Below are 25,837 nucleotides of genomic sequence, written 5' to 3' on the forward strand. Positions count from 1 at the left end.
CCCGAACGGGTGGGAACTCAGCAGCCGATGAGGCGGACCGCCAAGTACTCCTCGAGCTTGTCGATCGCCACCCGCTCCTGGGACATGGTGTCGCGCTCGCGAACCGTGACCGCGTGGTCGGACAGCGTGTCGAAGTCGACCGTCACGCAGAACGGGGTGCCGACCTCGTCCTGGCGGCGGTAGCGGCGGCCGATCGCACCGGCGTCGTCGAAGTCGACGTTCCAGTTGCAGCGCAGCTGCGCGGCGATGTCGCGGGCCTTCGGCGACAGGTCGGAGTTGCGGGACAGCGGCAGCACCGCGACCTTGACCGGCGCCAGGCGGCGGTCGAGCTTCAGCACCACGCGCTTGTCCACCCCGCCCTTGGCGTTGGGCGCCTCGTCCTCGTGGTAGGCGTCGATCAGGAACGCCATCATCGGACGGCCCACACCGGCGGCCGGCTCGATCACGTACGGCCGGAACCGGGAGTTGCTGGCCTGGTCGAAGTAGGACAGGTCCACGCCGGAGTGGTTGGAGTGCGTGGTCAGGTCGAAGTCGGTGCGGTTGGCGATGCCCTCGAGCTCACCCCACTCCTGGCCGCCGAAGCGGAACCGGTACTCGATGTCGACCGTGCGCTTGGAGTAGTGCGACAGCTTGTCCTTCGGGTGCTCGTACTCCCGCAGGTTGTCGCTGTTGATGCCCAGCCCGGTGTACCAGGCCATGCGCTGGTCGATCCAGTACTGGTGCCACTGCTCGTCCTCGCCCGGCTCGACGAAGAACTCCATCTCCATCTGCTCGAACTCGCGGGTCCGGAAGATGAAGTTGCCCGGGGTGATCTCGTTGCGGAACGACTTGCCGATCTGGCCGATGCCGAACGGCGGCTTCTTGCGCGCCGTGGTCATCACGTTCGCGAAGTTGACGAAGATGCCCTGCGCGGTCTCGGGGCGCAGGTAATGCATCCCCTCCTCGCTCTCGACCGGCCCCAGGAAGGTCTTGAGCATCATGTTGAACTCGCGCGGCTCGGTGTACTGGCCGCGGACCCCGCAGTTCGGGCACGGGACGTCGGAGAGGTCGTCCTCGGCGATCTCCTTGCCGCTGCGCTCGGCGTACTCCTCGGCGAGCTGGTCGGCGCGGAAGCGGCGGTGGCACGAGGTGCACTCCACCAGCGGGTCGTGGAACGCGGTGACGTGCCCGGAGGCCTCCCAGACCGGGCGCGGCAGGATCACCGAGGAGTCCAGGCCGACGACGTCGTCGCGGCCCTGCACCATGGACTTCCACCACTGGCGCTTGATGTTGTCCTTGAGCTCGACGCCCAGCGGACCGTAGTCCCAGGCCGACCGGGTACCGCCGTAGATCTCACCCGACGGGTAGACGAAACCACGGCGCTTGCAGAGATTGACGATCGTGTCGATCTGGTCGGCGGGCACGTTAACTCCGGAAATCTTTCGCTGGATGAGTCGAACCAGCTGGTCGGGCTGGAGATTCCCAGCGTACCGATCCGGTCGCGGAGGGGGTGCGCCCGGGCTGCGGTGTCGATGCGATCAGCAGGTCGGGTGCTACCCGTAGGATGGGTGCGTGGAGCGTCACTGCGCGATGGCACCGCAGCTCGACGGCCCCGCGCCCAGACGCCTCGGAGAGGAAGCGATGCCCGCGATCAGCCCGGATGCCGAGCCGGCCCAGCCGAGCGCGCGGCCCGGCCTGGACCGCGCCGAGGACCACGTGCACTCCCCCGACCGGGCCGCGCGCCCGGCGCCGCAGCGGGACCAGCAGGTCCTGGTGGAGGCCGGCGAGCTGCTGCGCGCCCTGGCCGCCCCGGTGCGGATCGCGATCGTCCTGCAGCTGCGGACCGCCGAGCGCTGCGTGCACGAGCTGGTCGACGCGCTCGACGTCGCCCAGCCGCTGATCAGCCAGCACCTGCGGGTGCTGAAGTCGGCCGGGGTCGTGCACGGCGAGCGGCACGGGCGGGAGGTCGTCTACCGGCTCGTCGACGAGCACTTGGCGCACATCGTGGTGGACGCCGTCGCGCACGCGGAGGAGATCTCCGGTGCCCGGTCGCGCGGACCGGCGGCGCGCTCCATCGAACCCGACGGCGGACAGGAGACGGAGACAGCGTGACCACCGGCGAGGGCCCCGCGGTCGGGGTACCGGGACTGCGGGCCACCAAGCAGCGAGCAGCGGTGTCGAAGCTGCTGGACCAGATCGACGACTTCCGGTCGGCGCAGGAGCTGCACGAGGAGCTGCGGCGGCAGGGCCAGGGCATCGGCCTGACCACGGTCTACCGAACCCTGCAGACCCTGGCGGACGCGGGCGAGGTCGACGTGCTGCGCAATCCGTCGGGCGAGGCGGTCTACCGGCGGTGCTCCAGCCATCACCACCACCACCTGGTGTGCCGCCACTGCGGGCGGACCGTCGAGGTCGCCGACCCGCCGGTGGAGAACTGGGCGGAGCGCATCGGCCAGGAGCACGGCTTCACCGAGGTCAGCCACACCGTGGAGATCATCGGGACCTGCCCGAACTGCGCCGGCTGACTCCCCAGCACCGCTTCGCGCTCCGTTTCCGCTGGTCATGCCCCGTGAGTCTTTCCTGTTGCCATGGCAACTCAAAGTGCTCACGGGTTCTGATCAGGCGGAACTCGGATCAGTACTCGTAGGTGTCCGGTGGGGCCGGGATGGTGCGGAGGGTGAGCACCTCCACCGTCGGGACGTAGTCGTTGGCCTCGGTCGCCGTGCCCGGGCGGAGGCGGGCCGCCACCTCGATCCAGGTGTCCGCCGGGAGGCCGACCGCCTGCGGTGCACCCGCGAGGTCGATCTTCACCGGTGACGCGTCTGCCGCGCAGCAGCTGATGCGCATGCGCGCGAGCTGCGCGGTGTCCGGTGTCGGGTGCACGACGAAGCCCTGGAGCCGGACCGTTCGGCCGTCGAGCGAGCCGCTGTCGTCCCAGATCACGCGGGTGACGAACTCCGACGCGCTGAGCAGCGGCTCAGGGTCCGGAGGCAGGGCCGGGAACCGCGGTTCCGCCGGGGCCTGCGGAGCGGCGGGCCGGTCGCGGGTGACCGAGTCCGAGCCCAGCGCCGGCGGGGCGACCAGGAAGATCGCGAACACCGGGAGCAGCAGCATCCACGGGCTGCGCGAGTTGTGCTCGTGGCCCCCGGCGCCGCTCGCGCGGATGTCGCGGACGATGGCGAACGCCGCGAGCCCGACCATGACCAGCCCGGACGCCACCAGCCACGGGAACAGCGACGGCTTGACGTAGCGCAGGTAGCTGCCACCGAGCGCGATCTTGAGCAGCGCACCGCCGAGCAGCAGCAACAGCAGGTTCTGGGTTTCCCGGCGCATCACGAACCTCCCAGCAGCACTGCCCCGACCCCGACGGCGCAGGCCATCGCCACCACGAACGTCACCGGGGCGAAGCGGGCCGCGAACCCACGTCCGAAGGCGCCCGACTGCAGCGCGATCAGCTTCAGGTCCACCACCGGTCCGACGACCAGGAACACCAGCTTCGGGATCAGCGGCAGCCCCGGCATCGACGCCACCACGAACGCGTCTGCCTCGCTGCACAGCGCCAGGACCACCGCGAGCACGGCCATGACCAGCACGCCGAGCAGGAGCTGGCCGCCCAGCGACTCCAGCCAGCCGGTGGGCACGAGGACGTTGAACACCGCGGACGTCAGGCCGCCCAGCACCAGGAACCCCCCGGCCTCGACCAGGTCGTGCCGCGCCGATTCGGCGAACACGACCCAGCGGTTGCCGCCGTGCTGCGGTTCGACCCGGCGCAGCGCGCGTTCGGCCAGCCACTCGGCTCGGCCCAGCCGGGCCCAGAGCCAGCCCGTCGCGCAGGCCGTCAGCAGCGAGCCGAGGAACCGGGCCAGCACCATCCGGGGTTCGCCGGGGAAGGCGACCGCGGTGGAGACCAGCACGATCGGGTTGATCGCCGGCGCGGCCAGCAGGAACGCCAGCGCGGCAGCGGGTGCGACGCCCTGCTGCATCAGGCGGCGCGCCACCGGCACCGACGCGCATTCGCACCCCGGCAAAGCCAGCCCCGCCGCACCGGCGACCGGGACCGCCGCTCCGGGCTTGGCCGGTAGCACGCGGCGCAGCGCGTCAGGCGGCACGAAAGCCGCGATGAGGCCGCTGACCAGCACGCCGAGCACCAGGAACGGCATGGCTTGCACGCAGACCGCGACGAACACCGTCGATCCGGTGCGCAGCGCTGGGACGTCCAGCAGTGCGATCAGCTGCGGTTGGAACACCGCGGCGAGCACCAGCAGGACGCAGAGCACCTCCAACGAGGTGAGGACGGGGCGCCGCGTGCGCGGCGGATCGGCGAGCTCGGTCACCCGCACATCGTGGCAGTTCGAACTGATAATCGTTCGCACCAGTGCGTGACGATCGTCCCGGCACCTCGCCCGCGAATGATCACCCCTGGTCAAGCAGGGATCAGAACCCACCGATCACGAGATCCGACACACCGGCGGATCCCCCGGTCGAGGGCGTCCAGACGCAAATTCAATGGAAATCGGATGTCCGATTTCCATTGAATTTGCGTCCCCGGGAGCGTCAGGACGCGGTGTCCTCGGATTCGAGGAGTTCGGCGCGCAGCTGGGACGCCGTGGCCACGACGAGCATCATCAAGGTGCCCAGCGGGGCCGGCGCCATTCCCTCGGCCGGGAACGCGTAGCGCAGCGTGACGTCCATGCCGCGTTCGGTGCGGACCACGCCCAGCGTGCCGAACAGGCCCTGCCCGGCGCGCTCCGCGACGGACTGGGCGAGCTCCTCGGACGCTGGCAGGTCCCACGCGACCACGCAGGTCAGGCTCAGCACGGTCAGCCCTTCGGCGAGCTGCATCGCCTGCACCGCGCACGGCACCTCCGAGTGCCGGAAGGTCAGCGCGCCGTCGTCGTCGACGTGCACGTCGTGGTAGGTCTCCAGCGCTTCCTTGGCCGCGGTCATCAACCGCGCCGTGGTTGCGGCCTCCTGGGTCATCAATTGCCCTCCTGGGCGGGTTCACCGGATGCCGCCCGATCAACAGCCCCGCCGAACCGCCGGTCGCGGCGGGCGTACTCCTCGCACGCCCGCCACAGGTGCCGTCGGTCCACGTCGGGGAACAGGGTGTCCTGGAAGACGAACTCGGCGTAAGCGGACTGCCAGAGCATGAAGTTCGACGTCCGCCGCTCCCCGGAGGGCCGGATGAACAGATCCACGTCCGGCATCTCCGGCTGGTACAGGTACTTCGCGAGGGTGCGCTCGTCGACCTTGTCCGGGTTGATCTTCCCGGCCGCCGCCAGCCGCGCGATCTCCCGCGCCGCGTCGCCGATCTCGGCCCGGCCGCCGTAGTTGACGCACATGGTCAGGTTCATGACCTCGTTGTTCTCCGTGCGCACCTCGGCGGACTGCAGCTGGTTGACCACGCTGCGCCACAGCTTCGGCTTGCGCCCGGCCCAGCGCACCCGCACGCCCATCTCGTCGAGCTCGTCGACGCGCCGCGCGATCACGTCGCGGTTGAAGCCCATCAGGAACCGCACCTCGTCCGGGCTGCGCTTCCAGTTCTCGGTGGAGAAGGCGTACAGCGACAGCCACTTGACGCCGAGCTCGATCGCACCGCGGGCCAGCTCCAGCACGACGGCCTCGCCGCGCTTGTGCCCCTCGATGCGGGGCAGGCCGCGCTCGTTGGCCCACCGGCCGTTGCCGTCCATCACGACCGCGACGTGGTTGGGCACGAACTCGGCGGGCAGCGCCGGCGGCTTCTCCCCCGAGGCGTGTGGATCCGGCGCCCGTACGGTCGGGTCGTCCTTGCCCCGCCCACGGCGTCGCAACATATCTGGCTTCTCCCCTTCGGACTGCGTGCGGCTCCATTGTCCCCGCCCGCGTCGATCAACAGTTCAGCGCCCGTCCTCGGCGGTGCCGACCAGCGCGGCTTCCGCCGCCCGCTCCCGGATCAGCTCCGGCACGGTCCGCTCGACCAGCGGCAGCGAGCGCAGCTGGCGCTCCATGTACCACTGCAGGTGGGCGGCGATGAGCCCGCTGGCCTCGCGGCGCACCGACTGCTCGGCCCGCTCCGCGCTCGCCCAGTCGCCGTGCAGCAGCGCCTCCATCAACGGCAGCGTGTGCGCGGACGGCCGGACCGAACCGGCCGGGCGGCACTGGGCGCACACCGCACCACCAGCCTGCACGTTGAACGCCACGTGCGGCCCGGACGCACCGCACCGCGCGCACTCGGACAGCGCCGGGGCCCACCCGGCGAACGACATCGCGCGCAGCAGGAACGCGTCGAGCACCTGCGAGGAGTCGCGGTCCCGGGCGGCCAGCGCCCGCAGCGCCCCGTTGGCCAGCAGGTATAGCCGCAGCACCGGTTCGCCCTCTTCGGCGGCCAGCCGGTCCACGGTCTCCAGCACCGCGCAGGCCGCGGTGTAGCGCTGGTAGTCGTCGACGATGTGCAGGCCGAAGGCGTCCAGAGTCTGGACCTGGGTGATCACGTCGAGCGTGCGGCCGGTGTAGAGCTGCACGTCGACGTGGCAGAACGGCTCGACGCGGGCGCCGAACCTCGACGTGGTCCGGCGCACCCCCTTGGCCACCGCGCGCACCTTCCCGTAGCGGCGGGTCAGCAGGGTTATGATCCGATCCGCCTCACCCAGCTTCTGCACCCGCAGCACGACCGCGGTATCCCGGTAGAGGCTCACCCCCACATCGTCGCACCTCTGTGCGGGCAACTCGCGAGCAAGGCGAAGAATGCGGGGATCCGGTTCGCCCGTCGGGACGTCCTACCGGCGAACCAGCTGAGCTTGAGAGGAACGGATGACCTACCCGTACGACCCGAACAACCCGTACTACCAGGCCCCTTCGCCGTACGGCACGGGTTATCCGCAGCTCCCCCGGAACAACGGCATGGCGATCGCATCGATGTGCGTCTCGCTGGCCGCGATCTTCACGTGCTACGGCGCGCTGCTCGTCGGGCCGATCGGCGCGATCCTCGGACACGTGTCGATGCGCGAGATCAACCGCAGCCCGCAGGCCTACACCAACCGCAGCATGGCGCTGACCGGCATCATCGTCGGCTGGTCGCTGTTCGCGGTGTGGGCGCTGTTGATCACGTTCGTCGTCCTCGCTGCCACCGGCGTGCTCGGTCCGGCCCTCCAGGGCGAGTTCGACAGCTAGACGTAGAGGCTTTCGAACGGCGGGAAGGGCAGGTTCCTGATCACCGCCCAGACGGCGATCAGGACCAGCGCTGCGTGCGGCGACCAGCGCCACTGCTCCCAGGTGGTCACCCTCCGACCACGCCAGCGTCCCAGCACCCAGGCGCCCCAGGTCCACAGGAAGAACGGGATGAACAGCATCGCCGCCGCGTTGTAGTGCAGCGCCGCCAGCACATCGCCGTGCAGCAGGCTGTAGATCATGCGCGTCACACCGCAGCCCGGGCAGTCCAGCCCGGTCAGGAACTTGACCGGGCACGGCGGCAGCGGAAAACCCGCGTCGGAAGTCGGGTCCGCGGCGAGCACCACGGCAGCTCCCGCGCATCCGACCAGCACCGTGGCCGCTGGGAGCGCCATGGCGCGCAGCCGACCTGCGCTCATAGCTGGGAGACCGTGAGCGTGCCGAGGGCCACGAAGATGATCACGAAGTAGGCGATGACGAGCAGGACGAGCAGGCCGTAGCCGCAAGCACCGAGGATGACGCCGATCTTGCCCCACTTCTTGGCGTCATCGGCTGCCATCTGCGCCTGGGCGTGCTGTCCCTGGTACCACAGCGAGTTGACCTGCAGCGCCTTGATCAACGAGGGAATCCCGAAGGGCCAGCAGATCAACAGGCTCGCGATGGCCCAGCCCAGGTTGTTGTTCAGCGGCACCGGCGCCACGCCGAACTGCGCCGAGTACGGGGGCGGAGCCGGCATCGGTGCGGGCAGGCTGACCGGATCCTGGGACGGCACCTGATTCTGTTCAGACGGCTCGCTCAAAATCTCTCTCCCCCCCGCGTTCAGCCATGCCGTTGCGGACGGCTTCGCCCTTGCGCAACGGCATGGCCGGGCTGAACGGATCAGTAGCTGGTGCTGCTCGCCGCAGCGGCAAGGATGACGAAGATCACGACGTAGAACAGGATGAGCAGGACCCAACCGCAGGCACCGGTGATGATGCCGATCTTGCCCCACTTCTTGGCCTCGGCCGCGGCCACCTGGGCCTGCTGGAACTGGCCCTGGGCCCACAGGTTCTGCACCGAGGTGGCCTTGATCAGCGACGGGATCGCGAACGGCCAGCAGAGGAAGATCGAGCCGATGCCCCACCCGATGTTGTTGTTCGGCGGAGCGGCGCCGTAGCCCTGCTGCCCGTAGGGCGAGGGCTGACCGTAGGGCTGCTGCGGCATCGGTCCCGAGGGCGGTCCGTATCCACCGGGCTGCTGACCGTACGGCTGCTGCGGGTTGGGACCCGAAGGCGGGCCGCCATAGGGATTCGTCACGTCATTTCCTTTGAAAGTCCTACAAGCCGCCTTGCGGCTGAGCGCAAAGATCGGCAGCAACGTACCTGAGACGCAGGAGCGCGCGTGGGCGTTCCTGCGATTTCACACCGGCGGTGTGATCAGAACCCCAGCTTGCGCAGCTGCCTCGGGTCGCGCTGCCAGTCCTTGGCCACCTTGACGTGCAGATCCAGGTAGATCTTGCTGCCCAGCAGCGCCTGGATGTGCTTGCGCGCCTGGGTGCCGACCGCGCGCAGGCGCTCCCCGCCGCGGCCGATGACGATCGACTTCTGGCTGGAGCGCTCGACGTAGACCACCGCGTGCACGTCGATCAGGTCGTCGCGGTCCTCGCGCGGGATCATCTCCTCGATGGTCACCGCCAGCGAGTGCGGCAGCTCGTCGCGCACGCCCTCCAGCGCGGCCTCGCGGATCAGCTCGGCGATGAGGGTGGTCTCCGGCTCGTCGGTCAGCTCGCCGTCCGGGTACAGCTGCGGCCCTTCCGGCATCTGCTTGACCAGCAGGTCGGAGAGCACGTCGACCTGGTAGGAGTCCTTGGCCGACACCGGCACCAGGTCCGCGAAGTCCATCAGCTCCTGCAGGTCCAGCAGCTGCTGGGCGACCTGGTCCTTGGACACCAGGTCGGTCTTGGTGACGATGCCCAGCACCGGGGTGCGGCGGGCCACCTTCTTCAGCTGCTCGATGATGAACTTGTCGCCCGGGCCGACCTTCTGGTCCGCAGGCACGCAGAACCCGATCACGTCGACCTCGGACCAGGTCTCGTAGACCAGGTCGTTGAGCCGCTTGCCGAGCAGGGTGCGCGGGCGGTGCAGGCCGGGGGTGTCGACGATGATCAGCTGCGCGTCCGGGCGGTGCACGATGCCCCGGATGGCGTGCCTGGTGGTCTGCGGCTTGCTGGAGGTGATCGCCACCTTGGAGCCGACCAGGCTGTTCGTCAGCGTCGACTTCCCGGCGTTGGGGCGGCCGACGAAGCAGGCGAATCCGGAGCGGTGCACATCAGAGCTGGTCACCGACCCATTGTGACCGCCCAGCCCAAACCCCCGCGCACCGGGCACCGTTCCCCATCCCACCACCTCCCCAAGCCCGCGAGTCCACGGATTCAATGGAAATCAGACGTCTGATTTCCATTGAATCCGCACCGATTCCCAACACACCCCGGCATGTCGGGCTCCGGCTCGCCGGGAGACCGCAGTTTCAATTGAAACTGTGATCCACCGTGGGTGGGATTTGCAGTTTCAATTGAAACTGCGGACGACCTGGCCGCGCGCGAGAGGGACGACTCACCCGGGCGGGGGTGGGATTTGGGTGTACGTGTCGGTGTGTCGGGGCCCGACACACCGGCGGGGGCGCAGTTTCAATTGAAACTGCGGCCCCGTCGGTCAGGTGCCGGGTCAGGCGGAGAGGACTCCGGCGACTTCGCCTCGGGCGTCGGCCCGGAGGATCGGGGCCGTGGCGGTGAGGTCGTGGACCGCTGCGACGGAGTCCGCGTCCACGGAATCGGCGTCGGTGACGACCGCAGCGGCCTCGAGGCCCTCCGCGCCGCTGGAGACTGCGGCGGCGACTGCCGCCTGCAGCGCCGTGAGGCGCAGGGACGGGAGGGCGACCGTGGTGGCCGCGTAGGTCCGGCCGTCGGTGTCGCGGACCGCCGCGCCCTCGGCGGCGCCGTTGCGGGCGCGGGACGACCTGGCGAGGGTGACGATCTTGGCGTCCTCCGGGTCGATCTGCTGCGGTGCTGCCGCTTCCACGTGCTCAGCCACGGGTGTTGCTTCCCTCCTGGTCAGCACCGCGCAGCGGTGCTTGGTCGGTGTTCGCCGGGCGGACCAGCAGCGCGTTGATGCGGATCCGTCCCCGGTGGTCCTTGCCGCCCTCGGCGCGCAGCTTCAGCCCGGCGATCTCGGCTTCCGCGCCCGGCAGCGGAACCCGGCCGAGGCGCTGCGCCAGCAGACCGCCGACCGTCTCCACGTCGGAGTCGTCGAGCTCCACGCCGAACAGCTCGCCGAGGTCCTCCACCGGCAGCCGCGAGCTGACCCGGACCGTGCCGTCCTCGAGCCTCTCGATCGGCCGGTGCTCCTCCAGGTCGGACTCGTCGGTGATCTCGCCGACGATCTCCTCGATGATGTCCTCGATGGTCAGCAGCCCGGCGGTGCCGCCGTACTCGTCGACGGCGATGGCCAGGTGGCTGCGGGACAGCTGCATCTCGCGCAGCAGCTCGTCCACCCGCTTGGTGTCGGGCACGAAGCTCGCCGGGCGCATCAGCTCGGACACCGGCGGACCGGCCTCGTCGCGCGCGGTCAGCACCGCGCCGGTGAGGTCCTTGACGGTCACCACGCCGACGATGTCGTCGACGCTCTCACCGATCACCGGAATCCGGGAGAACCCGGAGCGCAGGCACAGCGCCAGCCCCTGCCGGGCGGACTTGGTCTGCTCGATCCAGATGATCTCCGGACGCGGCACCATGACCTCGCGGGCCAGCGTGTCCCCGAGCTCGAAGACCGAGTGGATCATCTCCCGCTCGTCGGCGGCCACGACGCCGCGCTCCCCCGCCAGGTCCACCAGCTCGCGCAGCTCCACCTCGGTGGAGAACGGTCCCTCGCGGAACCCCTTGCCGGGGGTGATCATGTTGCCGATCAGGATCAGCAGCCGGGTCAGCGGGTTGAGCAGCCGGGCCAGCACCCGCACCGGCGCGGCCACCTTCAGCCCGATGCCGTAGGGGTGCTGCCGACCGAGCGTGCGCGGGCCGACGCCGACCAGCACGTACGAGGCCACCAGCATGACCAGACCGGCGATCACCACCGCCCAGGCCTCGGAGTTCGCCAGCCGCAGCGCGACCACCGTGACCAGCACGGTGGCGCCCAGCTCGCAGGCCAGCCTCAGCAGCAGGAGCAGGTTGACGTGCCGGGGCCGGTCGGCTAGCAGCAGCGCGAACTGCTTCGCACCGCTCCGGCCTTCGCGCACCAGCTCGTCAACGCGCGCGCGGGAGGCCACCGTGACGGCGGACTCCGAGGCCGCGAACACCCCGGCGGCCAGCACCAGCAGCACTGCCGTGATCAAGAACGCGGTGGAATCGGCCAATTCCAACGCCGACTCCCTCAGTTGGCAGGCGCCGGGCCGCCCTGAGGCGGCTCCGACTCGTCCAGACCGACCGCGCCCAGCACGCGGTCGTCGGCGCTGCGCTGCGCCTCCGCGCGCTCGGCCTCGGCGCGCGCCTCGCGGAACTCGGCGAGGATGCGGTTCTGCAGGCCGAACATCTCCCGCTCCTCCTCCGGCTCGGCGTGGTCGTAGCCGAGGAGGTGCAGCACGCCGTGCACGGTCAGCAGGTGCAGCTCGTCGAGCATGCTGTGCCCGGCCTTGCGGGCCTGGTCGCGGGCGAACGCCGGGCAGAGCACGATGTCGCCCAGCAGCGCCGGGCCCGCTCCGGCCGAGTCGGGCCGGCGGGCCGAGTCGTACTCGTCCATCGGGAACGACATCACGTCGGTGGGGCCGGGCAGGTCCATCCAGCGCTCGTGCAGGTCGGCCATCACGTCGAGCTCCACCAGCACGATGGACAGCTCGGCGAGCTGGCTGACGCTCATCTTGTCCAGTGCGAAGCGCGCGGCCGAGACGATGGTCGCCTCGGGCACTGCGACGCCGGATTCGTTGGCGATCTCGATGCTCATGCTCGTCCTCGTCGCTGCCCGTTGCGTCGACCGTGGCGGTCGTGCGGTTCTGCGTCTTCCAATGCGTGCCAGCGGTCGTACGCGTTGACGATGTCGGTCACCAGCCGGTGCCGCACCACGTCGTGGCTGTCCAGCAGGGCGAAGTGCACGTCGTCGACACCGCCCAGGATCTCCTGGACGACCTTCAGCCCGCTGCGCTGCCCGCCGGGCAGGTCGATCTGGGTGACGTCCCCGGTGACCACGATCTTGGAGCCGAAGCCCAGCCGGGTCAGGAACATCTTCATCTGCTCGGGCGTGGTGTTCTGCGCCTCGTCGAGGATGATGAACGCGTCGTTGAGGGTGCGGCCGCGCATGTAGGCCAGCGGGGCGATCTCGATGGTCCCGGCCTGCGTCAGCCGCGGCACCGACTCCGGGTCGACCATGTCGTGCAGCGCGTCGTACAGCGGCCGCAGGTACGGGTCGATCTTCTCGTAGAGGGTGCCCGGCAGGAAGCCGAGCCGTTCACCGGCCTCGACCGCGGGACGGGTCAGGATGATCCGGTTGACCTGCTTGGCCTGCAGCGCCTGCACGGCCTTGGCCATCGCCAGGTACGTCTTGCCGGTACCGGCCGGGCCGATGCCGAACACCACGGTGTGGTGGTCGATGGCGTCGACGTAGCGCTTCTGGTTCAGCGTCTTGGGGCGGATGGTCCGGCCGCGCCGCGACACGATGTCCAGGCTCAGCACGTCGGCGGGCGACTCGTTGTGGTCCGCCGAGAGCATCCCGACGCTGCGCCGGACGACGTCCGGGGTCAGCGGTCCGCCCTTGCCGATCAACGCGATGAGCTCGGCGAACACCCGCTCCGCGAACGCCACCTCGGCGGGGTCGCCGGACAGCGTCACCTCGTTGCCCCGAACGTGGACATCGGCGGTGAGCAGGTCTTCGACGACCCGCAGGTTCTGGTCGCGGGATCCGACCAGCGTCAGGACGACGTCGTCGGGAACGGTCACCTTGGACTGCGCCGTCGCGGTCTGGGCTGTTGCCGTCTGGGGTGGTTCTCCGGACTGGGCGGCAGCGCCACCCGCTGCAATACCGGCCACGTGTGTTCGGGCCTGCCTTCTGCGCTCTCCGCGCGGGTCGTTCGGTCAGTTCTGCCTGGCACCGATGGTAGTCCACGCGACAATCGAATTGCCGCAGTCACCGCCCGCGAACGACGTGGATCACGCGAGGCGGAAGTGGCGGCGCGGCTCCCGGCCGCACCACCACCGGGGCGAGCCGCTCAGCCCTTGAGCGGACCGCCGGTCAGGCCGCCGAGGGGCTCGCCGCCGAGCAGGTGCAGGTGGACGTGGAAGATCGTCTGGCCGGCGTCGGCGTTGGTGTTGAACAGCAGCCGGTAGCCGGATTCCTCGATGCCCTCCTGCGCGGCGATCTCGCGGGCCGTGGTGATCAGCTCGGCGAGCAGCTCCGGGTCCGCGGCGGCCAGTTCGGCGGCGTTGCGGTAGCGCTTCTTCGGCACCACCAGCACGTGCGTGGGCGCCTGCGGGTTGATGTCGCGGATGGCGATGACCCGCTCGTTCTCCCGCACGACGTCAGCGGGGATCTCGCGCTCGATGATCCGCAGGAACAGGGAATCCATGTCGCTCATGCCGGAAGACTAAGGGGTGCCGGCCCCGCCGCGGGTGGCGGTCGATGCCCGCACGCTGCGCCGCAATCGGGTCTGGGGGGATTCCCGTTTGCGGCGCAGCTCTCGCCGGACCGAGGGGGGAGGTGTCCGGCGAGTGCTGGGCTCCGATGCCCCGTGCGGCACCGGTCGCGGCTGAGCCGCGATATCCACTTCCGCCACCGAGCGTAGCGTCCCATCAACCGTTCGCGCTACGCGCGTCGCTGAACTTTTTGATCTTCTTCGCGCACAGTCACACCCCGAGCGCCGCGGCGCCACCAGCCGGGCGCACTGGTCGATCCCGCCGAACACGAAAGGGCGCTAGAGCTCCGTGTCGCCGAAGTGCTCCAGCAGGGTGCGCAGCAGGCCGGAGAGCTGTTCGTACTGCTCTTCGCCCAGCTCCGGCAGCAGGCGCGCCTCGTTGGCCAGGTGCAGGCCGAAGATCTCGTCGACGATCCGGTTCCCCTCGTCGGTCAACCGGATCCGCACGGAGCGCCGGTCGACGTCGTCGCGAACCCGCTCGACCCACCCCTTGGACTCCAGGCGGTCGATGCGGTTCGTGATCGCGCCGGAGGTCACCATCATCGCCTTGAGCAGCGCTCCCGCGGTCAGCTCGTAGGGCTCGCCCGACCGCCGGAGCGTCGTGAGCACGTCGAACTCCCACGTCTCGATGCCGTGCGCGGAGTTGAACTTCTTGAGCTCGCGTTCGAGCACCCGGTTGAGCCGCTGCACGCGTCCGACGATGCCGACCGGCCACAGGTCGGCGTCCAGATCGGGGCGCTCCCGCCGCCAGCGCCGCTGGATCTCGTCCACCGCGTCGGCCATTCGTCCTCCAGGTAGCTCGGCAGTCAACGCTGTCGACGTTGTCTCAACATTGAGATTATCGACCGGGAGGAGCCGCGACGACCCCAGGTGCGCGAAATGACCGCCGGTACCTCTAGCTCCAGCGGTCGGTGCGGACGCCTAGGGCGCCGAGCGCGACGGCCGCGGCGGTGGACGCTCGGAGGACCGTCGGGCCGAGGCGCACCACGTGGGCCCCGGCGTCGGTGAGGGTTGCGAGTTCTTCGCCGGTGATGCCGCCTTCCGGACCCACCACCAGGATCAGCTCACCGGAATCGGGGAGATCGGCGGAGGCCAGCGACTCGGTCGCCGATTCGTGCAGCACCAGGGTCGCGTCGGCACCGCTGACCAGCGCAGCGAGCTGCTTGGTGCTCACCGGCTCGTCCACCTGCGGCGTCCACGCCCGCCGCGCCTGCTTCGCGGCCTGCTCAGCGGTGCTCCGCCAGCGCGCCAGCGCCTTCGCCCCGCGCGGGCCGTCGTCCCACTTCGCCACGCAGCGCGAAGCGCGCCACGGCACGACCGCGTCGACCCCGGCCTCGGTCGCCAGCTCCACCGCGAGCTCGCCGCGATCGCCCTTCACCAGGGCTTGCGCGAGCCGCACGCGCAGCGCGGGCTGCGGTTCCCGCCAGGTTTCGGCGACCGCGAGCTCCAGGGAGTCCTTGGCGGCGGCCACCACCTCGCAGCGGGCCATGCCGCCCGCGCGATCGGAGAGCAGCAGGTGCTCGCCCACCCGGAGCCGGCGCACGGTGGCCGCGTGCTTGCCCTCCGGCCCGTCCAACGTCGTCGGCCCGACAGCGGGCAGCTGCTCGACGGTGAACACCGGCAGCGAGGATTCCGACACGTCCTGCCCCTCAGTCCTGGACCCCGGGAACGGCATTCCGGGACCTCCCGGAATGCCGCCCGGAGTTCGAGTGGTGCTCTCAGCGGTGCCCGAAGGAGCGGAACCGGGAGAACAGCCCGTGCCGGCTGCCGTTGCCGTTCGCGGTGACGGTCGGCTCCGGCTGCTCCTCGCCGCGCAGCGAGGCGAGCTGGCGCAGCAGGTCGGCCTGCGCGTCGTCGAGCTTGGTCGGCACCACGACGTCCAGGTGGACGTACAGGTCGCCGTGCCCGCTGACCTTGCCGTTGGAGCGCAGCTTCGGCAGGCCGCGACCGCTGAGCACGTGCTCGGCGCCGGGCTGCGTGCCGGGCTCGACGGTGAGCTCCTCCTGCCCGCCGTCGAGGGTCTCCAGCGTCAGCACCGTGCCCAGCGCGGCCGCGGTCATCGGCAGCTCGACCGTGCAGTGCAGGTCCGCGCCGTCGCGGGTGAACCGCTCGTGCGGCAGCTCCTCGACCTCGACGAACAGGTCGCCCGCCGGTCCGCCGCCGGGCCCGACCTCGCCTTCGCCGGCCAGCCGGACCCGCATCCCGTCGCCGACACCGGCCGGGATCTTGACCGTGATGGTGCGCCGCGCGCGGACCCGTCCGTCGCCGTTGCACTGCTGGCACGGGTCGGTGATGACCTCGCCGAAGCCGCGGCAGACCGGGCACGGGCGGGAGGTCATGACCTGCCCGAGGAACGAGCGCTGCACCGACTGCACCTCGCCGCGACCACCGCAGGTGTCGCAGGTCGAGGGCGCGCTGCCGGCCTTCGAACCGCCGCCGTCGCAGGAGTCGCAGAGCACCGCCGTGTCGACGGTGATGTCCCGGTTGACGCCGCTGGCGCACTCCTCCAGCGTGAGCTCCAGCCGCAGCAGCGCGTCCGAGCCCGGCTGCACCCGGCTGCGCGGACCGCGTCCGCCACCACCGCCGGCACCGCCGCCGAAGAAGGCGTCCATGATGTCGCCCAGCCCGCCGAAACCGGCGAACGGATCGCCCATCCCGCCGCCGGCGCCGCCGCCGTTGCCCAGCGGATCACCGCCGAGGTCGACGACCTGCCGCTTCTGCGGGTCGGACAACACCTCGTATGCGGTGGTCACCTCGCGGAACCGCTCCTGGGCGGTCTCGTCGGGGTTGACGTCCGGGTGCAGTTCCCGCGCGAGTTTGCGGTACGCCCGCTTGATCTGCTCGGGCGTAGCGTCCTTGGACACGCCGAGAGTCCCGTAGTAGTCCGTGGCCACCTTCTCCGTACTTCCTCTGCTCGATCAACGAGTGCAACGCCGGTCCTGCTGGTGAAACGTCACCGACCGACCAGGATCTCACCCACGTACCGGGCGACCGCGCGCACCGCCGCCATCGTCCCCGGATAGTCCATCCGGGTGGGCCCGACGACGCCGAGTCCCCCCAGCACCATGCCATCCGAACCGTAACCGGTCGAAATCACCGAGGTCGTCTGCATCTCCTTGGCCTCGTTCTCCATCCCGATGCTCACCCGGACGGTGCCGGAGTCGCGGGAGGCGGCGAGCAGCTTGAGCACCACCACCTGCTCCTCCAGCGCCTCCATGACCTGGCGCAACGAGTTGGGGAAGTCGGCCACGTTGTTGGTGAGGTTCGGGGTGCCGCCGAGCACCATCCGCTCCTCCGGGTGTTCCACCAGCGAGTCGATGAGCACGCTGCACACCCGGATCAGCGCATCGCGCAGCTCCGACGGCGCCTGGTCGGGCAGCTCGGCGACCGCCGCCGAGGCGTCGGCCAGCCGCTTCTCCGCCATCGCCGAGTTGAGCACGTTGCGCAGCCGCGCCACGTCCTCGTCGGTGATGACGTCGCCCAGGTCGACCACCCGCTGGTCGACGCGCCCGGTGTTGGTGATCAGCACCAGCATCAGGCGGGCCGGGGTGATGGTGACCACCTCGACGTGCCGGACGGTGGAGCGGGTCAGCGTCGGGTACTGCACCACGGCGACCTGCCGGGTCAGCTGCGCCAGCAACCGCACGCTGCGCCGCATCACGTCGTCGAGGTCCAGCGCGCCTTCCAGGAAGGTGTGGATCGCGCGGCGCTCGGCACCGGTCAGCGGCTTGATCTCGTGCAGGCGGTCGACGAACAGCCGGTAGCCCTTGTCGGTCGGCACCCGCCCAGCGCTGGTGTGCGGCTGGACGATGAAGCCCTCCTCCTCCAGCACCGCCATGTCGTTGCGAACGGTGGCGCTGGACACGCCGAGGTCGTGGCGTTCGACGAGCGCCTTGGAACCGACCGGCTCCTTGCTCGACACGTAATCCGCGACGATCGCCCGCAGGACCTCGAACCGCCGTTCGTCCGCGTTCACCCGCGCCACCTCCTCTTCGCCAGCAGCACCTGCCCAGCCTGATGCGCCCGGACCGGGCCCGGGTACCACCATCGAGTTTACGGTGTTGTTCGCCCAGGACCGAGAGCCGCAGGTAGGCACCGGTAGCCTGCCGGTGGCCGACCGGTCCCGGTCCTCGTCCGCCGCTGGCGAGCGCAGCACGTCGATCCGGGTCGCGGACCCACCGCGGCAGCCGCCGGATCCGCCGTTCGCCAGGAGGTACCAGCACGTGATCTTCAAGGACGTCCGCGAGGGCCGGCCGTATCCGGAGCTCCGGATGTCCCTGCGGGAGTGGGCCGAGGTGCCGCCGCGCCCGGTGCGGATGGAGGAGCTGGTCACCACGACCAAGGTCCTGCACCTGGACCGGCTGCTGAGCCCGGACTCGACGTTCTTCGGCGACCTGTTCCCGCACGTGGTCCGCTGGCGCGGCGAGCTGTTCCTCGAGGACGGCCTCCACCGAGCCCTCCGCTCGGCCCTCCACCAGCGAACGGTCCTGCACGCCCGAGTCCTCGACCTCGACACCCCGCCCCGCAATTTCAATGGAAATCAGACCTCCGATTTCCATTGAAATTGCGGAAGTTGTCCACACGCAGGACGACCTGCCCACATCCATCGGCGTGTCGGGATCTGACACGCCGACGGGACGCAAATTCCATTGAAATTGGACGTGCGATTTCAATGGAATTTTGATCCTGGTCGGTGACCACCTGCAGCACCGGCGCGCGCGACGAGGGGTTGGGATCGCACTCAGGCGATGAGGCGTTGGACCACTCCGTCGGCGAGGAGGCGGCCTCGGCCGGTCAGGACGCAGCGGCCCGCGGTGAGGGCTTCCCGGTCGAGGAGGCCGTCGGTCACCGCCTGCTTCGCCGCGAGGACTCCGGATTCGTCCAGGGCCTCGATCGAAAGGCCTTCCGCCACGCGGAGTTCCAGCATGACCCTCTCGATGCGCTGGTCCTCGGCGCTCAGCCGCTCGCGGCCCGCCGCCGGCGAGTTGCCCTCCGCCAGGTGGGACGCGTAGCGGGCCGGGTGCTTGACGTTCCACCAGCGGACTCCGCCGACGTGGCTGTGCGCGCCGGGACCGGCGCCCCACCAGTCCCCGCCCTGCCAGTAGCCGAGGTTGTGGCGGCAGGCCGCCTCCTCGTCGCTGGCCCAGTTCGACACCTCGTACCAGGTCAGGCCCACCTCGGCGAGGGTCCGGTCGATCAGCTCGTAGCGGTCGGCGAGCACGTCGTCGTCGGGCATCGGCAGTTCGCCGCGGCGGACCTTGCGGGCCATCGCCGTGCCGTCCTCCACGATCAGCGCGTAGGCCGAGACGTGGTCCACGCCGGTGCTCAGCACCGCTTCCAGCGAGCGGCGCAGGTCGTCGTCGGTCTCCCCCGGCGTGCCGTAGATCAGGTCCAAGTTGACGTGCTCGAACCCGGCCGCGCGCGCCTCTCGGGCCGCCGCCACCGCGCGGCCCGGGGTGTGCCGCCGCTCCAGGACCCGCAGCACGTGCTCGGCGGCCGACTGCATGCCCAGCGACACCCGCGTGTACCCGGCGTCGCGGATCGCGGCGAAGAACTCCGGCGAGGTCGACTCGGGGTTGGACTCGGTGGTGACCTCCGCCTCATCCGCCAGGCCGAACGTGGCGCGGATCGCGTCCACGACCTCGCCCAGGCGCTGCGCTCCGAGCAGCGACGGCGTGCCGCCTCCGACGAACACCGTCTGCGCCTGCGGCACCGGCGCACCGCCCTGCGCGAGCACCCGCGAACCCAGCTCCAGCTCGGCCTTCAGACCGTCCAGCCAGCTGCCGAAGCCGGCGGAAGAGCCCAGCTCATCGGCGGTGTAGGTGTTGAAGTCGCAGTACCCGCAGCGGGTGGCGCAGAACGGCACGTGGACGTACACCCCGAAGGGCCGCGAACCGAGTCCGGTCAGGGCCTCGGGCGGCAGGGTTCCATCGGCCGGCGCGGGTTCGCCGGTGGGCAGCTGAGCAGGCACAGCACCACTGTCTCACCATTCGGATGCCCCTGGACCGGCTGGTGGGCGCGTGGCACGCTCCTTCACATGGGCGCAACCTTGCCGACGCTTTTGCTGGTCGCCCGCCGCTACGTGGACCTGCGGCGGGTCTCCAGCTGTTTGTGCCGCGCTACGGGTTGATCCCGCGCTGCTGCATTGTCCAGTCGGCGCCGGGGGCGCCGAGCAGTGCGATCCGTCACCGACGGGGTTCCACGCGGCGTCACCGCGCCTGAATCCCGGAGGTCGGACATGGTCCCCCCGACGGAAGCCGCCCCTCGCCCAGCCCGGAAGCGCAAGACGCGCGGCGAAGGCCAGTGGGCGCTCGGCTACCGCGAGCCGCTCAACGCCAACGAGCGGTCCAAGAAGGACGACAACCCGCTCAACGTCCGGCAGCGCATCGAGACGATCTACGCCCACGGCGGCTTCGACTCGATCGACCCGGCCGACCTGCGGGGTCGTTTCCGCTGGTGGGGTCTCTACACCCAGCGCGCACCGGGCATCCCGGGCGCGCGCACCGGCACGATCGAGCCCGAGGAGCTCGACGACCGCTACTTCATGCTGCGGGTGCGCATCGACGGCGGTGCGCTGACCACCGAGCAGCTGCGCACCATCGGTGAGATCTCGCAGACCTACGCCCGCGACACCGCCGACATCACCGACCGGCAGAACGTCCAGCTGCACTGGGTGCGGGTGGAGGACGTGCCGACGATCTGGCAGAAGCTGGAGTCCGTCGGGCTGTCCACCACCGAGGCGTGCGGCGACTGCCCGCGCGTGGTGCTGGGTTCGCCGGTGGCCGGGATCGCCGCCGACGAGATCATCGACGCCACCCCGGCGATCGAGGAGATCACCGAGAAGTTCATCGGCGACCGGTCGCTGTCGAACCTGCCGCGCAAGTTCAAGTCGGCGATCAGCGGTTCGCCGCGTTGGGACACGGTTCCGGAGATCAACGACATCTCGCTGGTCGGCGTGGAGCACCCGGAGCACGGCCCCGGTTTCGACCTGTGGGTCGGCGGCGGCCTGTCGACCAACCCGAAGCTGGCCGTGCGCCTCGGTGCCTGGGTGCCGCTGGGCGAGGTCGCCGAGGTGTGGCACGCGGTGGTGCAGATCTTCCGCGACTACGGCTACCGGCGGCTGCGTCACCGCGCCCGGTTGAAGTTCCTGCTCAACGACTGGGGCCCGGAGAAGTTCCGCCAGGTGCTGGAGGACGAGTACCTGGGCCGCAAGCTGACCGACGGTCCCGCACCGGAGACGCCGACCGGCGCGCGCGACCACATCGGCGTGCACCCGCAGGTCGACGGGAACTTCTACGTCGGGGTGAAGTCCGAGGCCGGGCGGGTCAGCGGCTCGACGCTGATGGAGGTGGCCAAGGCCGCCGAGCGCGCCGGCTCGCGGCGAGTTCGCACCACCGTGGAGCAGAACCTGCTCGTGCTGGACGTGGCGCAGTCCGAAGTGGACGGACTGGTGTCGGACCTGGCCGAGCTGGGCCTGCAGGCCGACCCGTCGCCGTGGCGGCGCAGCGTGATCGCCTGCACCGGCATCGAGTTCTGCAAGCTGGCCATCGTCGAGACCAAGCAGCGGGCGATCGCCCTGGTCCACGACTTGGAGAAGCGGCTGGCCGACATCCAGGGCGACATCGCCGACCCGGTGACGATCAACCTCAACGGCTGCCCGAACGCCTGCGCCCGCACCCAGGTCGCCGACATCGGCTTGAAGGGCCAGATGGTGCCCGACGGCGACGGCAACCCGGTGGAGGGCTTCCAGGTGCACCTGGGCGGTGGGCTCGGCATCGACGCCGGGTTCGGCCGCAAGATCCGCGGTCACAAGGTCACCTCCGCCGAGCTCGGCGACTACGTGGAGCGCCTGGTCCGCCACTACCTGGAGCAGCGCGGCGAGGGCGAGCGGTTCGCGCAGTGGGTCGCCCGCGCCGACGAGGACGACCTCAAATGAGCCGAGCGGCACCGTTCTACTGCCCGTACTGCGGCGAAGAGGACCTGGCGCCCGAAGCCGAACCGGCCGGGGCGTGGAAGTGCTTGTCGTGCCTGCGGGTCTTCGCGGTGCGGCTCGTCGGGTTGGCCTTGGGAGAGGAACAGCGATGACCACCACGAACATCAGCACCCGGCGCAGCGACGAGGAGCTGCGGGCGCTGGTCGAGGAAGCCGCCCCGCGACTGGCCGAGGCCAGCGCGGAGGAAGCGCTGCGCTGGGCCGCGGAGAACTTCGGCGACGGGCTGATCGTCGCGTCGAACATGCAGGACGCGGTGCTGGTCGACCTGGCGGCCAAGGCGAAACCGGGCGTGGACGTCCTGTTCCTGGAGACGGGCTACCACTTCGCCGAGACCATCGGCACCCGCGACGCGGTGGCGCAGGTCTACGACGTCACCATCGTCGACGCCCTCCCGGCGCAGACGGTCGCCGAGCAGGACGCCGCTGAGGGCCCGCGGCTCTACGAGCGGGACCCGAACCGCTGCTGCTTCCTGCGCAAGGTGGTGCCGCTGCGCAACACCCTGGCCCGCTACGAGGCGTGGGTGACGGGCGTGCGGCGGGTGGAGGCCCCGACGCGCGCGAACACCCCGATCGTCACCTGGGACGAGCGCAACGGGCTGGTCAAGATCAACCCGCTGGCGGCGTGGTCGGACGAGGAGATGCAGCAGTACATCGACGAGCACGGCGTGCTGGTGAACCCGCTGGTCGCGGCCGGATACCCGTCGATCGGCTGCCAACCGTGCACCGCCAAACCCGCCCCGGGCGCGGACCCGCGCAGCGGCCGGTGGGCGGGCAGCGCCAAAACCGAGTGCGGACTGCACGGCTGAGACCCCTGGGAGAGGACATGACTGCAATCGACCTGCCGGCCGAGCCGCTGACCGACGCACCGCCGCAGGTGGACAACCTCGACGCGCTGGAGTCCGAGGCGATCCACATCTTCCGCGAGGTCGCCGGGGAGTTCGACCGGCCGGTGATCCTGTTCTCCGGCGGCAAGGACTCCACGGTGCTGGTGCACCTGGCGCTCAAGGCGTTCCGGCCCGCACCGGTGCCGTTCCCGCTGCTGCACGTCGACACCGGGCACAACTTCCCGGAGGTGCTGGCGTTCCGCGACGAGATCGCGGCCCGGCACGACCTGCGGCTGGTGGTGGCGTCGGTGCAGGACTACATCGACGACGGTCGTCTGGAGGAGCGCGCGGACGGCACCCGCAACCCGCTGCAGACCACGCCGCTGCTGGACGCCATCGGCGACAACCGGTTCGACGCGGTGTTCGGCGGCGGCCGCCGCGACGAGGAGCGGGCCCGCGCCAAGGAGCGGATCTTCAGCCTGCGCAACGCCTTCGGCCAGTGGGACCCGCGCCGCCAGCGCCCCGAGCTGTGGAACCTCTACAACGGACGGCACCGTCCGGGCGAGCACGTGCGGGTGTTCCCGCTGTCGAACTGGACCGAGCTGGACATCTGGCGCTACATCCAGCGGGAGAAGATCGAGCTGCCGGACATCTACTACGCGCACCGCCGCGAGGTCTACCAGCGCGACGGCATGTGGCTGACCTCCGGCCCGTGGGGCGGTCCGCGCGACGGCGAAGTGCCGTCGCTGAAGACGGTCCGCTACCGCACGGTCGGCGACGGATCCTGCACCGGCGCAGTGGAATCCGAGGCGTACACAGTGGACGACGTCATCGCCGAGGTCGCGGCCAGCCGCCTGACCGAGCGCGGCGCCACCCGCGCCGACGACCGCATCTCCGAAGCAGCGATGGAAGACCGCAAGCGCGAGGGCTACTTCTGATGTCGTGAGCGTTTCGGGGCGCTGCGGCACCCCGAAACGCTCACGACCCCACTCCCCGAGCCGAACCACCAGGAATGGGTTCCCGAATGACCGAGACGACCACCCGCACCGCGCCGGACAGCGGCACCGAGGTGACCTTGCCGGTGCAGACCGACTTGCTGCGGTTGGCCACCGCCGGATCCGTTGACGACGGCAAGAGCACCCTGGTCGGACGGCTGCTGCACGACACCAAGTCGGTGCTGGCCGACCAGCTGGACGCCGTGCACCGCGCCAGCGCCGACCGCGGCCTGGCGACGCCGGACCTGTCGCTGCTGGTCGACGGCCTGCGCGCGGAGCGCGAGCAGGGCATCACCATCGACGTCGCCTACCGCTACTTCGCCACCCCGAAGCGCACCTTCGTGCTGGCCGACACCCCCGGCCACGTGCAGTACACCCGCAACACCGTCACCGGTGCCTCGACGGCGCAGCTGGCGGTGCTGCTGGTGGACGCGCGCAAGGGCGTCATCGAGCAGACCCGGCGGCACGCGGCGGTGCTGGCGCTGCTGGGCGTACCGCAGCTGGTGCTGGCGGTCAACAAGATCGACATGGTCGACTTCGACGAAGCGGTGTTCACCCGCATCGCCGCCGAGTTCGCCGAGCACGCCCGCGCGCTGGGCTACCGCGACGAGTCCGTGGTGACCATCCCGGTGTCCGCGCTGCTCGGCGACAACGTGGTGGAGCGCTCGGCGAACACGCCCTGGTACGACGGCCCGTCGCTGCTGGAGCACTTGGAGAGCGTGCCGGTGGCGCCGGACCCGCACGACGCGCCGTTCCGCCTGCCGGTGCAGTACGTGATCCGCCCGCGCACCGCCGAGCACCCGGACTACCGGGGTTACGCGGGCCAGGTGGCGGCCGGGATCGTCGCCGAGGGCGACGAGGTCGTGGTGCTCCCGGCCGGGGTGCGCACCCGCGTGTCCAAGGTGGACACACCGAACGGCGCGAAGCCCAGTGCCGCGGCGGGTCACTCGGTCACGCTGCTTCTCGCTGATGACGTCGACATCTCGCGCGGTGACCTGATCGCCGCCGCCGACTCCGCCCCGGAGTTGACCGACGAGCTCGACGCCACGGTGTGCTGGCTGGCCGAGAAGCCGCTGAAGGCGGGTGCGAAGGTGCTGGTGAAGCACGGTACTCGCACGGTGCAGGCCATCGTCACCGAGCTGTCGGCCCGCTTCGACGAGCAGCAGCTGTCCAGTGTGGATGGTCCGGATGCGTTGCAGCTCAACGAGATCGGCCGGGTGCAGCTGCGCACCGCGGAGCGGCTGCCGGTGGACGCCTACGCGGCCAGCCGCCGCACCGGCTCGTTCCTGGTGATCGACCCCGCCGACGGAACCACGCTGGCTGCGGGCCTGATCGGGGTGCCGCTGGCGCCGTTCGCGGCGGAATGACCATGGCGGCACCTCTGGTGGCAGTCGCCCACGGCAGCCGGGACCCGCGTTCGGCCGCGACCATCCACGCCCTGCTGGACGTGGTGCGCGAGCTGCGCCCGGACCTCGACGTGCGGGCGGCGTTCCTGGACCTGTCGGCACCGCGCCTGGGCGACGTGCTCAGCGCGGTGCACGGCGACGGCCACGACACAGCGGTGGTGGTCCCGCTCCTGCTCGGCCGCGCCTTCCACGCCCGCGTGGACGTCCCGGCGGCGGTGGCCGAGACGCAGCGCCGCCACCCGCTCCTCCAGGTGCAGGTGACCGACGTCCTCGGCCCCGACCCGCGCCTGGAGGCAGCGGCCTGGCGCCGCCTCCTCGAAGCCGGAGCCGACCCCGACGACCCGAACCTCGGCGTCCTGGTGGCCGGCGCAGGATCCTCCCACGCCCCGGCGAACCAGCTGGTCGCAGACGTCGCCGAGCGCTGGCAGGCCAAAACCGCCTGGGCAGGAGCGGCAGCCACCTTCGCCTCGGCAGCCGAACCAGCAGTCCCAGCAGCGATCGAGCGCCTGCGCGCCCGAGGAGCCCGCCGAATCGCAGTCGCCTCCTGGTTCCTGGCCCCAGGCCGCCTCCCAGACCGAATCACCGACCTGACCCACGACCACGCGCAGAACCCCCTGATCGCAACCCCGATGGCGAACGCGCACGAAGTAGCAGACCTGATCCTCACCCGCTACACCGAAACCCTCGCCACCACGCAGACCCCGCATCGGCTACCAGCGGTCCTTTGACCCCACGGACCCAGCCCAAGCCATCACCCAGGCACCAGACGAACGAGTACCACGACCGTTCGACCAGCGGCGAACGAACACCACGACCATTCGACCAGCGGCGAACGAACACCACGACC

General features: G+C 70.5%; 31 protein-coding genes. 11 read left to right on the forward strand and 20 right to left on the reverse strand.

Annotated features, from left to right (window positions below; genetic code table 11):
* Positions 1–17: 17 nt before the first annotated feature.
* On the reverse strand, positions 18–1,403 hold the full coding sequence (locus tag OU415_RS26915; protein ID WP_270952055.1) for a glycine--tRNA ligase: 1,386 nt from the start codon (positions 1,401–1,403) through the stop codon (positions 18–20).
* A 217-nt stretch (positions 1,404–1,620) separates the two neighbouring features.
* Here OU415_RS26915 and OU415_RS26920 point away from each other — a divergent pair, with 217 nt between their 5' ends.
* The gene (locus OU415_RS26920) at positions 1,621–2,091 is read left to right on the forward strand and encodes an ArsR/SmtB family transcription factor (protein WP_270952090.1); all 471 of its coding nucleotides are present in this window, start codon (positions 1,621–1,623) and stop codon (positions 2,089–2,091) included.
* Positions 2,088–2,504 (forward strand): Fur family transcriptional regulator, encoded by a 417-nt coding sequence (locus OU415_RS26925; RefSeq protein ID WP_270952056.1) that lies wholly within the window; start codon positions 2,088–2,090, stop codon positions 2,502–2,504. Before OU415_RS26920 ends, OU415_RS26925 begins: the two co-directional genes overlap by 4 nt.
* A gap of 109 nt (positions 2,505–2,613) precedes the next feature.
* Here OU415_RS26925 and OU415_RS26930 read toward each other — a convergent pair whose 3' ends face one another.
* The 5 genes from OU415_RS26930 to recO form a co-directional block, all read right to left on the reverse strand.
* A complete protein-coding gene (locus OU415_RS26930) occupies positions 2,614–3,312 on the reverse strand; it encodes a TIGR03943 family putative permease subunit (RefSeq protein ID WP_270952057.1) in 699 nt (232 codons plus the stop codon).
* Positions 3,312–4,313 (reverse strand): permease, encoded by a 1,002-nt coding sequence (locus OU415_RS26935; RefSeq protein ID WP_270952058.1) that lies wholly within the window; start codon positions 4,311–4,313, stop codon positions 3,312–3,314. The genes OU415_RS26930 and OU415_RS26935 overlap by 1 nt, the downstream gene beginning before the upstream one ends.
* Positions 4,314–4,533: 220 nt before the next feature.
* Complete coding sequence (locus tag OU415_RS26940) at positions 4,534–4,959, reverse strand: hypothetical protein (protein ID WP_270952059.1); 426 nt, start codon at positions 4,957–4,959, stop codon at positions 4,534–4,536.
* Positions 4,959–5,792, reverse strand: coding sequence for an isoprenyl transferase (locus OU415_RS26945; RefSeq protein ID WP_270952060.1), 834 nt, complete (start codon positions 5,790–5,792; stop codon positions 4,959–4,961). Before OU415_RS26945 ends, OU415_RS26940 begins: the two co-directional genes overlap by 1 nt.
* A gap of 63 nt (positions 5,793–5,855) precedes the next feature.
* On the reverse strand, positions 5,856–6,653 hold the full coding sequence (gene recO / locus OU415_RS26950) for a DNA repair protein RecO (protein WP_270952061.1): 798 nt from the start codon (positions 6,651–6,653) through the stop codon (positions 5,856–5,858).
* 115 nt (positions 6,654–6,768) lie between these two features.
* On the opposite strand from recO, the gene OU415_RS26955 reads away from it, so the two are divergent.
* Complete coding sequence (locus OU415_RS26955) at positions 6,769–7,128, forward strand: DUF4190 domain-containing protein (RefSeq protein ID WP_270952062.1); 360 nt, start codon at positions 6,769–6,771, stop codon at positions 7,126–7,128.
* Here OU415_RS26955 and OU415_RS26960 read toward each other — a convergent pair.
* From OU415_RS26960 to hrcA, 13 genes are all read right to left on the reverse strand, one after another.
* Complete coding sequence (locus tag OU415_RS26960; protein ID WP_270952064.1) at positions 7,125–7,544, reverse strand: DUF2752 domain-containing protein; 420 nt, start codon at positions 7,542–7,544, stop codon at positions 7,125–7,127. The two genes, OU415_RS26955 and OU415_RS26960, sit on opposite strands and share 4 nt — an antisense overlap.
* Positions 7,541–7,861, reverse strand: a complete 321-nt coding sequence (locus OU415_RS26965) for a CD225/dispanin family protein (protein WP_270952065.1) — start codon at positions 7,859–7,861, stop codon at positions 7,541–7,543. Before OU415_RS26965 ends, OU415_RS26960 begins: the two co-directional genes overlap by 4 nt.
* A 143-nt stretch (positions 7,862–8,004) precedes the next feature.
* A complete protein-coding gene (locus OU415_RS26970; protein ID WP_270952066.1) occupies positions 8,005–8,421 on the reverse strand; it encodes a CD225/dispanin family protein in 417 nt (138 codons plus the stop codon).
* 119 nt (positions 8,422–8,540) lie between these two features.
* Positions 8,541–9,446 carry a GTPase Era gene (gene era / locus OU415_RS26975; RefSeq protein ID WP_270952068.1) on the reverse strand — a complete coding sequence of 302 codons (906 nt, stop codon included), beginning with the start codon at positions 9,444–9,446 and terminating at the stop codon, positions 8,541–8,543.
* A 381-nt stretch (positions 9,447–9,827) separates the two neighbouring features.
* Positions 9,828–10,193: a cytidine deaminase gene (locus OU415_RS26980; protein ID WP_270952070.1), complete on the reverse strand. Its 366-nt coding sequence runs from the start codon at positions 10,191–10,193 to the stop codon at positions 9,828–9,830.
* The gene (locus OU415_RS26985) at positions 10,186–11,508 is read right to left on the reverse strand and encodes a hemolysin family protein (RefSeq protein WP_270952091.1); all 1,323 of its coding nucleotides are present in this window, start codon (positions 11,506–11,508) and stop codon (positions 10,186–10,188) included. The genes OU415_RS26980 and OU415_RS26985 overlap by 8 nt, the downstream gene beginning before the upstream one ends.
* Before the next feature lie 17 nt (positions 11,509–11,525).
* On the reverse strand, positions 11,526–12,092 hold the full coding sequence (gene ybeY / locus OU415_RS26990; RefSeq protein ID WP_270952071.1) for an rRNA maturation RNase YbeY: 567 nt from the start codon (positions 12,090–12,092) through the stop codon (positions 11,526–11,528).
* The gene (locus OU415_RS26995; protein WP_408641921.1) at positions 12,089–13,171 is read right to left on the reverse strand and encodes a PhoH family protein; all 1,083 of its coding nucleotides are present in this window, start codon (positions 13,169–13,171) and stop codon (positions 12,089–12,091) included. Before OU415_RS26995 ends, ybeY begins: the two co-directional genes overlap by 4 nt.
* A gap of 179 nt (positions 13,172–13,350) precedes the next feature.
* On the reverse strand, positions 13,351–13,716 hold the full coding sequence (locus OU415_RS27000; protein WP_270952072.1) for a histidine triad nucleotide-binding protein: 366 nt from the start codon (positions 13,714–13,716) through the stop codon (positions 13,351–13,353).
* Positions 13,717–14,052: 336 nt separating this feature from the next.
* The gene (locus OU415_RS27005; protein WP_270952073.1) at positions 14,053–14,556 is read right to left on the reverse strand and encodes a MarR family winged helix-turn-helix transcriptional regulator; all 504 of its coding nucleotides are present in this window, start codon (positions 14,554–14,556) and stop codon (positions 14,053–14,055) included.
* Between the two features lie 112 nt (positions 14,557–14,668).
* Positions 14,669–15,412, reverse strand: coding sequence for a 16S rRNA (uracil(1498)-N(3))-methyltransferase (locus tag OU415_RS27010; RefSeq protein WP_270952074.1), 744 nt, complete (start codon positions 15,410–15,412; stop codon positions 14,669–14,671).
* A 79-nt stretch (positions 15,413–15,491) separates the two neighbouring features.
* Positions 15,492–16,667 carry a molecular chaperone DnaJ gene (dnaJ, locus tag OU415_RS27015; protein WP_270952075.1) on the reverse strand — a complete coding sequence of 392 codons (1,176 nt, stop codon included), beginning with the start codon at positions 16,665–16,667 and terminating at the stop codon, positions 15,492–15,494.
* Positions 16,668–16,726: 59 nt separating this feature from the next.
* Complete coding sequence (hrcA, locus tag OU415_RS27020; RefSeq protein WP_270952076.1) at positions 16,727–17,749, reverse strand: heat-inducible transcriptional repressor HrcA; 1,023 nt, start codon at positions 17,747–17,749, stop codon at positions 16,727–16,729.
* 82 nt (positions 17,750–17,831) lie between these two features.
* Between hrcA and OU415_RS27025 the strand changes: the two genes are divergently transcribed.
* Positions 17,832–18,335 (forward strand): hypothetical protein, encoded by a 504-nt coding sequence (locus OU415_RS27025; protein ID WP_270952078.1) that lies wholly within the window; start codon positions 17,832–17,834, stop codon positions 18,333–18,335.
* 179 nt (positions 18,336–18,514) lie between these two features.
* Here the strand turns inward: OU415_RS27025 and hemW are convergent, their stop codons facing one another.
* The gene (gene hemW, locus OU415_RS27030; protein ID WP_270952080.1) at positions 18,515–19,744 is read right to left on the reverse strand and encodes a radical SAM family heme chaperone HemW; all 1,230 of its coding nucleotides are present in this window, start codon (positions 19,742–19,744) and stop codon (positions 18,515–18,517) included.
* A gap of 66 nt (positions 19,745–19,810) precedes the next feature.
* Between hemW and OU415_RS38390 the strand changes: the two genes are divergently transcribed.
* The 7 genes from OU415_RS38390 to OU415_RS27060 all read left to right on the forward strand — a co-directional run bounded on the left by OU415_RS38390 (position 19,811) and on the right by OU415_RS27060 (position 25,718).
* On the forward strand, positions 19,811–19,903 hold the full coding sequence (locus OU415_RS38390) for a putative leader peptide (RefSeq protein ID WP_351052295.1): 93 nt from the start codon (positions 19,811–19,813) through the stop codon (positions 19,901–19,903).
* Positions 19,904–20,011: 108 nt separating this feature from the next.
* The gene (locus tag OU415_RS27035) at positions 20,012–21,709 is read left to right on the forward strand and encodes a nitrite/sulfite reductase (RefSeq protein WP_270952082.1); all 1,698 of its coding nucleotides are present in this window, start codon (positions 20,012–20,014) and stop codon (positions 21,707–21,709) included.
* Positions 21,706–21,858, forward strand: coding sequence for a hypothetical protein (locus OU415_RS27040; protein WP_270952083.1), 153 nt, complete (start codon positions 21,706–21,708; stop codon positions 21,856–21,858). Before OU415_RS27035 ends, OU415_RS27040 begins: the two co-directional genes overlap by 4 nt.
* The gene (locus OU415_RS27045) at positions 21,855–22,571 is read left to right on the forward strand and encodes a phosphoadenylyl-sulfate reductase (RefSeq protein WP_270952084.1); all 717 of its coding nucleotides are present in this window, start codon (positions 21,855–21,857) and stop codon (positions 22,569–22,571) included. The genes OU415_RS27040 and OU415_RS27045 overlap by 4 nt, the downstream gene beginning before the upstream one ends.
* Positions 22,572–22,588: 17 nt before the next feature.
* Complete coding sequence (gene cysD, locus OU415_RS27050) at positions 22,589–23,527, forward strand: sulfate adenylyltransferase subunit CysD (protein ID WP_270952085.1); 939 nt, start codon at positions 22,589–22,591, stop codon at positions 23,525–23,527.
* Positions 23,528–23,613: 86 nt separating this feature from the next.
* Entirely contained in the window at positions 23,614–24,951 is a 1,338-nt protein-coding gene (locus OU415_RS27055; RefSeq protein WP_270952087.1) for a sulfate adenylyltransferase subunit 1, read from the forward strand.
* Between the two features lie 2 nt (positions 24,952–24,953).
* The gene (locus tag OU415_RS27060; protein ID WP_270952088.1) at positions 24,954–25,718 is read left to right on the forward strand and encodes a sirohydrochlorin chelatase; all 765 of its coding nucleotides are present in this window, start codon (positions 24,954–24,956) and stop codon (positions 25,716–25,718) included.
* The last annotated feature ends 119 nt before the right edge of the window (positions 25,719–25,837 follow it).

The sequence above is a fragment of the Saccharopolyspora oryzae genome (genome assembly GCF_027853915.1).
GTDB classification, from domain to species: Bacteria; Actinomycetota; Actinomycetes; order Mycobacteriales; family Pseudonocardiaceae; genus Saccharopolyspora; species Saccharopolyspora oryzae.